Here is an 8,757-nt window from a genome sequence, read left to right on the forward strand (position 1 = left end):
CAAGTAAAAACTCCAGCTCCAAGTCCAAAATCTGTTTTAACACAAGTAGTTGGTTTGACAGATGTTACAATTGATTATTCAAGACCAAGTTCAAAAGGAAGATCTGTTTTTGGTAATTTAGTTCCTTTTGGAAAATTATGGCGAACTGGTGCTAACCAAAATTCTATGGTAACTTTTAGTGAAGATGTTGTTATTAAAGGTGCTACATTGAAGAAAGGAAAATATGCCATATTCACTAAACCAAAAGCTGATGTTTGGGAAATATTTTTCTATTCAAATACAGATAATTGGGGAACACCCGAGAACTGGGATGAAAAAAATGTGGCATTAAGTACAACAGCTTCTCCAATAACTCTAGGAAATAATGTTGAAACGTTCACAATTTCCATAAATAATTTGACTAACGATAGTGCTACTTTAGACTTATCATGGGAAAAAACAATGGTTTCAATTAAATTTGAAGTTCCAACACAAAAAGCAGCCATGGCGAGTATCACCAAAACTTTAGCTGGCCCAACAGCAGGTGATTATTTCTCTTCTGCTCAATACTTGTTTCAATCAGAAGGCGATATGAATAAAGCTTTAGAATATGTGAACAAAGCAATTAGCATGGCAAAACCTGGCGAAGACGTTCCGTTTTGGCATTTGAGATTAAAATCATTAATACAAGCAAAATTGGGTGATAAAACAGGAGCAATTGCTACTGCAAAAGTTTCATTAGCCAATGCTGAAAAAGCTAAAAATGAGGACTATGTTAAAATGAATAACGATAGTATAAAAGAGTGGAGTAAAAAATAATTATCTCTTATCAATATTAACCACGAATTCTAAAAAGTTCGTGGTTTTTTTATGCTATAATTTTTTGTTTGTCTCTAAAGCAAATTTGGAAAATAATTGATACTAGTACAGTTAATGATGCTCCAATAAAATTTAACCACAAATAACCAAGCTTTTCTTGTCCCGTTGGATAGATATGAATAGTGTAATAATAAATAAAGAAAATGGTAATTTGACTAATCACGGCACTATAAAATATGGCATTTGCTTTGACATATTTAATATAAAAGCCAACCAAAAACACACCCAATACGGTTCCGTAGAAAATGGAACCCACAATATTGACCAATTGAATTAAATTTTCAAATAGTGTTCCTACACAAGCAAAAAGTATGGCAATTACGCCCCAAAGTAATGTAAAATAACGAGTGGCATTGACATAGTGTTTTTCAGATTTTTCTCCTCTAACATTTCTCTTGTAAATATCAATAGCTGTTGTGGATGCCAATGCTGTTAAACCTGAAGCAGAGGAAGACATGGCTGCCGATAAAATTACTGCTAATAATAATCCTATTAATCCTGAAGGTAAATAGTTTAAAATAAAATAAATAAATACGTAATCTTTATCATTGGTTTCGGCTTTACTATCAACTTTGGTTATAATTTCTTTGGCTTGCTCGTGCAAATCTTTTTCTTTGCTAGATAGTGAAATCAGTTTTTTTCTCAGAATTGGATTGTCATAATTTTGATTGAGATGGTCAATATACAGCAAATTGAATTCCTTTTTTTCTTCGGATAATTGAGATAACTGTTTTTCTAGCGAATGGTAATCTGTTGCAAATTTTGATTTTTCAATCGCCTCTTTATTAACTGGATTAAAATGCAAAGGCACCGGATTGAATTGGAAGAACACAAACACCATTACACCTGTTAATAATATAAAAAATTGCATCGGTACTTTTAGAAATCCATTCATGATTAAACCCATTTGGCTTTCTCTATCTGATTTTCCAGATAAATAGCGCCCTACCTGAGATTGGTCAGTGCCAAAATAAGATAACATTAAGAAAAATCCACCGGTAATACCGCTCCAAAAGGTATATCTGTTTTGAGGATCAATCGAAAAATCAAGTATATTCATTTTATCATTGGCACCAGCAATGTGAAGTGCGTTTGAAAAGGTCATGTCATTGGGCAACAAATGTAAAATCAAAAAGAAGGTAATAAACATGCCACTCATGATAATAAACATTTGTTGTTTTTGGGTGACATTAACGGCTTTTGTTCCGCCTGCAAAAGTGTAAATCATTACTAAAATTCCAATAATGATATTAAGCAGGGTTAAATTCCAACCCAAAACTGCCGATAGAATGATAGAAGGCGCATAAATGGTTAATCCTGTGCCTAAACCACGCTGAATTAAAAATAAAATAGCGGTAAACGAACGTGTTTTTAAATCAAATCGTTGTTCGAGATATTCATAGGCAGTAAATACTTTTAGTCGATGATAAATGGGAATGAATGTCATTGAAATAACCACCATGGCAATAGGTAAGCCAAAATAAAATTGCACGAAACCCATTCCATCGTGATAGGCCTGACCTGGTGTGGAAAGAAACGTAATAGCACTGGCTTGTGTTGCCATAACAGATAAACCGACAGTCCACCATGGTGTTTCTTTGTTTCCAAGAATGTATTCTTCTACGTTTTTGCTTCCTTTGGTTTTATATACACCATAGAAAACTATGAAAAGTAGTGTTACTGTTAAAACTAACCAATCAAGTTGTTGCATATTAAAAGAATAATTGCATTAGAATAAAAAAGACAATAATATAAATAGCGTTGGCTACTAAAACCCAAGTATAACTATTTTTCCAAGAAGCAGTTTTTTTTGTTTCCATATTATTTTCCAATTGCGATTATGTTGGCTAATAGTCTAAAGGCACCCGGCACACCTTCGGGTAGTTCTCTAAAGAAACTTAAACCAGTATAGATGTAATTTCCTTTACCATATTTGGCAATTAGTAAAGCACCATTTTTGGGTTTTTCCCCTTTGTCATTGGCAGAAAGAATAGGAGTGAAGTTGGAATCCCATTCGCTGGGATAATACAATCCTTGTTCTTGTTTCCATCCTTTGAAATCGTCAACCGTAATTTTGTTGGGATAATTTAGAACAGGATGATTGGGAGCTAAAAAGCGAACTTCAGCGTCTTCTTCGGTAACTCGGTCACGAGAAATTTTTAAAGGAAAAGGCGCTATTTCTTTGGTTACTAAATCGTCCAAAGTATTGTATTGTACAATCATAGTTTTGCCATTTTTAACAAAATCCAATAAGATGTTTTGTTTGATTGCTAAAGCGTTAACTACATTATACGCTCTAATTCCGGTTATCACTACATCAAAAGGTTCAAGGTTTTCAATTGAGATATCTTCTGCTTTTAAAATAGAAACGTCATATCCCATTTGAGTTAAAGTCTTCGGAACTTCATCGCCAGCGCCCATGATATAGGCAATCTTTTCGTTTTTCGTTTTAATTTTCAATCGAATACCTTTAGCTTCGGCTGGTTTTAGAACCATTTGTTTATAGATGTGAGGATAATTAATGTCTATTTTTTCTTTATCAAATATTTCTCCATCAACGGTTACTATACTTTTAATATTGATTTCGCTGGCTTCTTTGGATGGTGTAACACTGAAATTAACCAACACTTCTTCGCCTTTTTTGCTAGTAGCAAATGGAATTTCAAGGGGTGAAACAGACCAATTAGCAGGAAGTTCTAATTTTACATTTCCTTTGATATTGTCTTTTCCTGCTTTTACTTTTATAGTGATGGTTTTGCTTTTGTCACTATTAAAAATATAGACTTTTTCAGTCAATGAAGATGTCACTGCAGGAACAATATCTAATGGTTGGTATACTTCGCCTTTTACATCGTCGTTGAATTTATAGACAACTTTTTGTTCAAAAGGTATTTCTACACTATTAATTTCAATCCAAAAACCAACTTTTACATTGCGCAAAACATCTGGAACACCAATAATTTCTTGTTTATCTATCCGATACATGCCATTAGTTCCTTTTTGATTTAGCCAATAAGGGTTAGTATATTCTAGGTCATTTGGAATTTCTAAAGTAATATTTTTTGAATAGGGAATATTGAATTTTAAATCTGTGTTTTTTTGCTCATCGTCAGAATTATAAACTGGAAAGGCGAGTATTCTTTTTAATTTCATTGGAACAACACTTCTGTTGATGGCTTCTAGTTTAACCTTTATTGTACTTCCTGGGGTTGCCTCTTGATTATCTGTTGTGGCTTCTATATACAATCCGGTACAAGCTGCAATTATTTTTTTTATCTCTTCAGACTTTATTTTTTTCCAATGTTTGTCTTCTATATTTTCAATTAAAGAATATGCTTTCACCAATTCTGGTATTGAAGCGGCTGGATTTTTAAAATCAAAGTTTTTTTCAACATTAGAAAGAATATCTCCAATTGCTTTTCCACCATTTACCCGATTCCAAGTAGTATCTATGCCTTCAAAAAGATTGGTTTTATCGTTAGAAATAGTCCCTTTAAGCAACTCTAAATATTCATCTTCATCACCTCTAGTACCTGTAGAACCAAAACCTTGTGATTGATGGCGACTCCGGCTCAATGCAGCAATTTCCTGGTTTGATTTGCCCAAAGTGGAATAAAATGTTCCAATCTTTAGATTAATCAAATTGGTTTTGTCAGCGGCTTCAAATTTTTCTTTACTACCAAAAAACCACCACGAAGTATTGAAATACAATCGTTTTGGTTGCCACGTTTTTACCGTTTCTAATTGTTTTGAAAATACAGTTGGATCATCAACTTTATCAAAAGCTTCAAAACTTAACATAGCAGAAGCAGTGTGGTGTCCATGAGTAGTTCCTGGGGAACGATGATCAAAACGATTTATGATAATATCAGGTTGGAAATTTCGAATAATCCAAACAACATCACTAAGCGCTTGTTCCTTATTCCAAATTTGTAATGTCTCCTCAGGATTTTTTGAATAACCAAAATCATTAGCACGTGTAAAAAACTGCATGCCACCATCAATTTTTCGAGCTTCAATAAGTTCTTGTGTTCTAATCAAACCTAATTGTTCTCGTAGTTCAGGGCCAATTAAATTTTGACCGCCATCTCCTCGAGTGATTGATAAATAGGCAGTTTGTGCCTTTGTATTATTTGATAAAAAAGAAATTAAGCGTGTATTTTCATCATCGGGATGTGCAGCAATATAAAGTACTGAACCTAGAAAATTCAGTTTTTGAATTTGATTGTATATTTCAACCGAATTAGGTTTTACTGGTTGTTGAGCAATACTAATTTGAAATATTAGGAGAAAATATATGATAAAAGAAATATAAAGCTTATGCATTTTTTACTTTAATTTGCAAAAGCTTCAAATGTACAGATTAAATAAAGAGGTCTTCTTTATTTAATTTATTTTTAACAAAAATCGAAAACACCAACTTTAATCGCTAGATGCCGTAGCATTTGTATATCTTCCTCTAGCATTATAGGGATACAATTTTTTATGAACGTTTAAAAATTGTTGTGGATTTTCGCCATCATAATCTTTAATAATCACATAGGCCTTATTGTACAGAGAATAGCCACCGTAATTTTCAGGTAATTCTTCTGCAGTTTGCCATTCATTGTTGACCTTAAAATAGTAGACCAAATTTATATTATCAAAATAGGCCTGAAGATTTGGGAAGTAATAGTAGCGTGAAGTCCCTTTTGACAATTCAACAGGGGAAGAGTCTTCCTTACTATTGGCCATAACTTGTGCTGATAGGTTACTGGAAATCAGTACCATACCAAAAATAATAGTGAGTTTAATCGTTTTCATGATTTTTGTAGATTTGGGTTTAACAAAAATGAATTAATAATTACACTGCAAATATATACATAATATCTTTAAAATGGTTTATTTTATCGTTAAAATACACTTTTTTATTAAATATGTAATAAAATTATTATTTTAATAGACGTTTATAAATAAAACATAAAAAATTTTTGGCAAATATAAATAGAAAGGAACTTTATTTGCTTTTTTTTGTAATTTTTACTTTTTTCTTGCACTTTTTTGTTTCTGTTTTATTTCCGTGCTATTTCTTCATTATAAATTGTTCAAAAAAAAATTTTATTTAGAATTTTAAAGTATTTAGATAATGGTAAACTAAGTTTGTTGGAAGTCCAACAACATTAGTATAGGAACCTTCAATTTTGGAAATACCTATTAACCCAATCCAGTCCTGAATTCCGTATGCACCAGCTTTATCAAACGGTTTGTAATTTTCTAAATAATAATGAATTGCATTATCTGAAAGCGAGTTAAATGTCACTTTGGTAACATCAAAAAGAGTTTCTGTTTTCCATTTGGTTTTAAAACAAACCGAGGTAATTACTTCATGGGTAGTATTCGATAAAGATTTTAATATGATAAAGGCATCAGTATAATCTTTTGGTTTTCCTAATGCTCTGTTATTCAACCAAACAATAGTATCGCTGGTAATTAGAATTTCATTTTCAGCAATTTCACCATCAAAAACTTTGGCTTTGAGTTCAGCCAAATAATTGGTAATTTCTACACCTTGAAGATTATCAGGATATACTTCTTCAATTTCTTTTAATCGAATTTCAAAATCCAAGTCTAAATCTTTAAAAAATTGTTGTCTTCTGGGCGAACCTGAAGCTAAAATAACTTTGTAGTTTTTAAGTTTATCCTTTAGCATTGAATTTTATATTTAAAGTAATTATCAAAACCGATAGAATTCCAAAAAATATAACCCATTTCAAAATAGTACTTAAAAAATGAAATTCTTTCTTCCCTGATGCGTTCCAAATTTTTGTGACAAATAAAATGAGTGGTGCAACAACAAAAAGCAAACTATAAATCACCGCAAAATAGAGCTTGTTTGACATTAAATAGCTGTTAATGTACCATAGCAAAATTAGTATCCCTACAACACTTATAACAAAGACAACTGTTGATGTTCTCTTTACTCCAATGGCAATAGGTAAAGTGTTCATCCCTTGATTATAGTCTCCATTTACATCTTCCATGTCTTTAACAATTTCGCGAATGAAATTTATAATAAAAGCAAAGATGGCATAATCAATTAACATCGAAAATAGTATTCCCATTGCTGCTCTATTTCCTTCAAAAGTGGCAGGAAGTAAATCAAATAATCCAATAATCAAAACACTAAAGGAGAGCAACATAGCCACAATAATATTTCCTACCAAAAGCATTTGTTTTAAACTGGTAGCATACATATATAGAGTAGCAGAAACAATAATAAAAGCTCCAGTAAAACTAGGTTTTTGAATTACATTCGATAAATAAAACCCAATACCAACTCCTGTAACATTGAGAATAAAATATAAATTATATGCTGTTTTTTCGCTAATACTTTTTCCAACTATAATAGTATTGGGTCTGTTGTCATAATCGGTTTCTTGATCAAAAATATCATTAATAATGTAACCAGCAGCGGCAATTAATACAGTTGATAAAACCAATAAGCCATATTGAAAGTGGTTCAAAGCCAAAGGAATATTTTGCAATTTTAAAAATCCATAACGAAAGATTAATTGCATAAAGGCAAGTAGCAGAAGGTTTTGGTAGCGAATTAGTTTTAGATACTTCATGATTAGTGTTTAGTGTTCAGTATTCAGTTTTTTGTCCGACTCTAGTAAAGGTTGACCAAAAAAGTCAATTTACATGAAAGCAAATTTATGATAATTACGTAAGAATCGGAAGTATTCTAATGAGTTATAAGGAAATAGTTTCTTTATTTGAAAAAGGCAGGTTTAGCGTTATTCCACAAGAAAAACTTTATGATGTTCATAATGTTAACAATTACAATTGGATTTGTAAATTTTCTTCCTTTAACGAAATAGGAATTAAAGTAGTAGAAATAAAAGGGAGCAAAATCACAAAGCTATCAGAACTCGAAAAAAAAGTAAAAGCGATAGAACAAATAGTTGGTCAAAAGGCAGATCAAGGTTGATTATTTGGAGAAAATGATTGACAATGCCAAAGATGAATTAATCGTTGATATTAAAAAAAAAACTTCAACCCCTCACAATCGACTGGTTTTTAACAAATAAAGAAAAATTAAAGTATTCTGTGAATAAGTTGTACAAAGAAATAGGAACAAGTAAAGAAGCTGTTAGCCAATATACTAAACGCCAAAAAGTGTTTGAATATAATGTTCGAAATCTTATTGTTGAAGCGGAAGAATTAAGAAAATAACACCCTGTTTATGTGGTTGAAAAAGATATAATACATTACAACCTTATTTTTATAGGAAGAGGTAATTTTATTGATTTGTTTATAAATTAGGATTTAGAATCAAAAGAAATAAGAATTATAAAAGAATAACTTTTGCCATTAGAGTTAATTAATCAAATTTGAAAAAGGTATGGAAGTCACTAGAACATAAACGATATGGCAATCTGATATAACCTATATATTAATTGTGATAATACGTTTTGTTACGCTGTATTTATATTAGATGTTTATACAAAAAAATAGTTGGAAATCAACTAACAAATAACATGCGATCCAGTGCAAATCTAGAAGTATTACAAATGACTTTAAAAAATAATAAAATCTGAAAACTAATTACTGAACACTGAACACTATTTCCTATTTTTGCAACACAACAAAAACAACACAACAAATGTCACTCACTACATTAAATGCCATTTCTCCCATAGACGGAAGATACAGGAAAAACACCAAATCACTAGCTGCTTTTTTCTCTGAAGAAGCATTAATTAAATATAGAATTTTAGTTGAAGTTGAATATTTTATTGCGTTATGCAAGAATGATTTACCTCAATTAAAAGGTGTAAATAAAAGTGTTTTTGATTCACTTAGAAATATCTACATCAACTTTACTACGGAAGATGCTTTGTTGATTAAAGAGACCGA

Annotated in this window: 8 protein-coding genes and 1 pseudogene; 4 read left to right on the plus strand and 5 right to left on the minus strand. The window is 31.2% G+C overall.

Features of this window, described 5'->3' with window-relative positions:
• Positions 1-798 (plus strand): DUF2911 domain-containing protein (locus tag ACK5ON_RS06200; protein ID WP_409820863.1); only part of this gene is annotated, 798 nt, incomplete at its 5' end.
• 49 nt (positions 799-847) lie between these two features.
• On the opposite strand, the gene ACK5ON_RS06205 is transcribed toward ACK5ON_RS06200, so the two are convergent.
• The 5 genes from ACK5ON_RS06205 to ACK5ON_RS06225 all read right to left on the minus strand — a co-directional run bounded on the left by ACK5ON_RS06205 (position 848) and on the right by ACK5ON_RS06225 (position 7,466).
• On the minus strand, positions 848-2,569 hold the full coding sequence (locus ACK5ON_RS06205) for a sodium:solute symporter (RefSeq protein ID WP_409820865.1): 1,722 nt from the start codon (positions 2,567-2,569) through the stop codon (positions 848-850).
• A gap of 110 nt (positions 2,570-2,679) precedes the next feature.
• A complete protein-coding gene (locus ACK5ON_RS06210) occupies positions 2,680-5,184 on the minus strand; it encodes a PIG-L family deacetylase (RefSeq protein ID WP_409820867.1) in 2,505 nt (834 codons plus the stop codon).
• Positions 5,185-5,280: 96 nt separating this feature from the next.
• Positions 5,281-5,661, minus strand: a complete 381-nt coding sequence (locus tag ACK5ON_RS06215; RefSeq protein WP_409820869.1) for a hypothetical protein — start codon at positions 5,659-5,661, stop codon at positions 5,281-5,283.
• A 298-nt stretch (positions 5,662-5,959) separates the two neighbouring features.
• Positions 5,960-6,547, minus strand: a complete 588-nt coding sequence (locus ACK5ON_RS06220; RefSeq protein WP_409820871.1) for a Maf-like protein — start codon at positions 6,545-6,547, stop codon at positions 5,960-5,962.
• Complete coding sequence (locus ACK5ON_RS06225; protein ID WP_409820874.1) at positions 6,534-7,466, minus strand: geranylgeranylglycerol-phosphate geranylgeranyltransferase; 933 nt, start codon at positions 7,464-7,466, stop codon at positions 6,534-6,536. Before ACK5ON_RS06225 ends, ACK5ON_RS06220 begins: the two co-directional genes overlap by 14 nt.
• A gap of 119 nt (positions 7,467-7,585) precedes the next feature.
• Here ACK5ON_RS06225 and ACK5ON_RS06230 point away from each other — a divergent pair, with 119 nt between their 5' ends.
• The 3 genes and pseudogenes from ACK5ON_RS06230 to ACK5ON_RS06240 form a co-directional block, all read left to right on the plus strand.
• A complete protein-coding gene (locus ACK5ON_RS06230) occupies positions 7,586-7,828 on the plus strand; it encodes a hypothetical protein (RefSeq protein WP_409820876.1) in 243 nt (80 codons plus the stop codon).
• Positions 7,829-7,872: 44 nt separating this feature from the next.
• Positions 7,873-8,073: a hypothetical protein gene (locus ACK5ON_RS06235; RefSeq protein ID WP_409820878.1), complete on the plus strand. Its 201-nt coding sequence runs from the start codon at positions 7,873-7,875 to the stop codon at positions 8,071-8,073.
• 430 nt (positions 8,074-8,503) lie between these two features.
• Positions 8,504-8,757, plus strand: a pseudogene (locus tag ACK5ON_RS06240) (adenylosuccinate lyase); the annotation flags it as partial.

This window comes from Flavobacterium sp., assembly GCF_046317795.1.
In the GTDB taxonomy this organism is placed as follows: domain Bacteria; phylum Bacteroidota; class Bacteroidia; order Flavobacteriales; family Flavobacteriaceae; genus Flavobacterium.

Coding starts and splice junctions, on each gene's coding strand:
- ACK5ON_RS06210 (WP_409820867.1), bottom strand. CDS start 5,184: ATGCATAAGCTTTATATTTCTTTTATCATATATTTTCTCCTAATATTT.
- ACK5ON_RS06225 (WP_409820874.1), bottom strand. CDS start 7,466: ATGAAGTATCTAAAACTAATTCGCTACCAAAACCTTCTGCTACTTGCC.
- ACK5ON_RS06205 (WP_409820865.1), bottom strand. CDS start 2,569: ATGCAACAACTTGATTGGTTAGTTTTAACAGTAACACTACTTTTCATA.
- ACK5ON_RS06215 (WP_409820869.1), bottom strand. CDS start 5,661: ATGAAAACGATTAAACTCACTATTATTTTTGGTATGGTACTGATTTCC.
- ACK5ON_RS06220 (WP_409820871.1), bottom strand. CDS start 6,547: ATGCTAAAGGATAAACTTAAAAACTACAAAGTTATTTTAGCTTCAGGT.
- ACK5ON_RS06230 (WP_409820876.1), top strand. CDS start 7,586: ATGAGTTATAAGGAAATAGTTTCTTTATTTGAAAAAGGCAGGTTTAGC.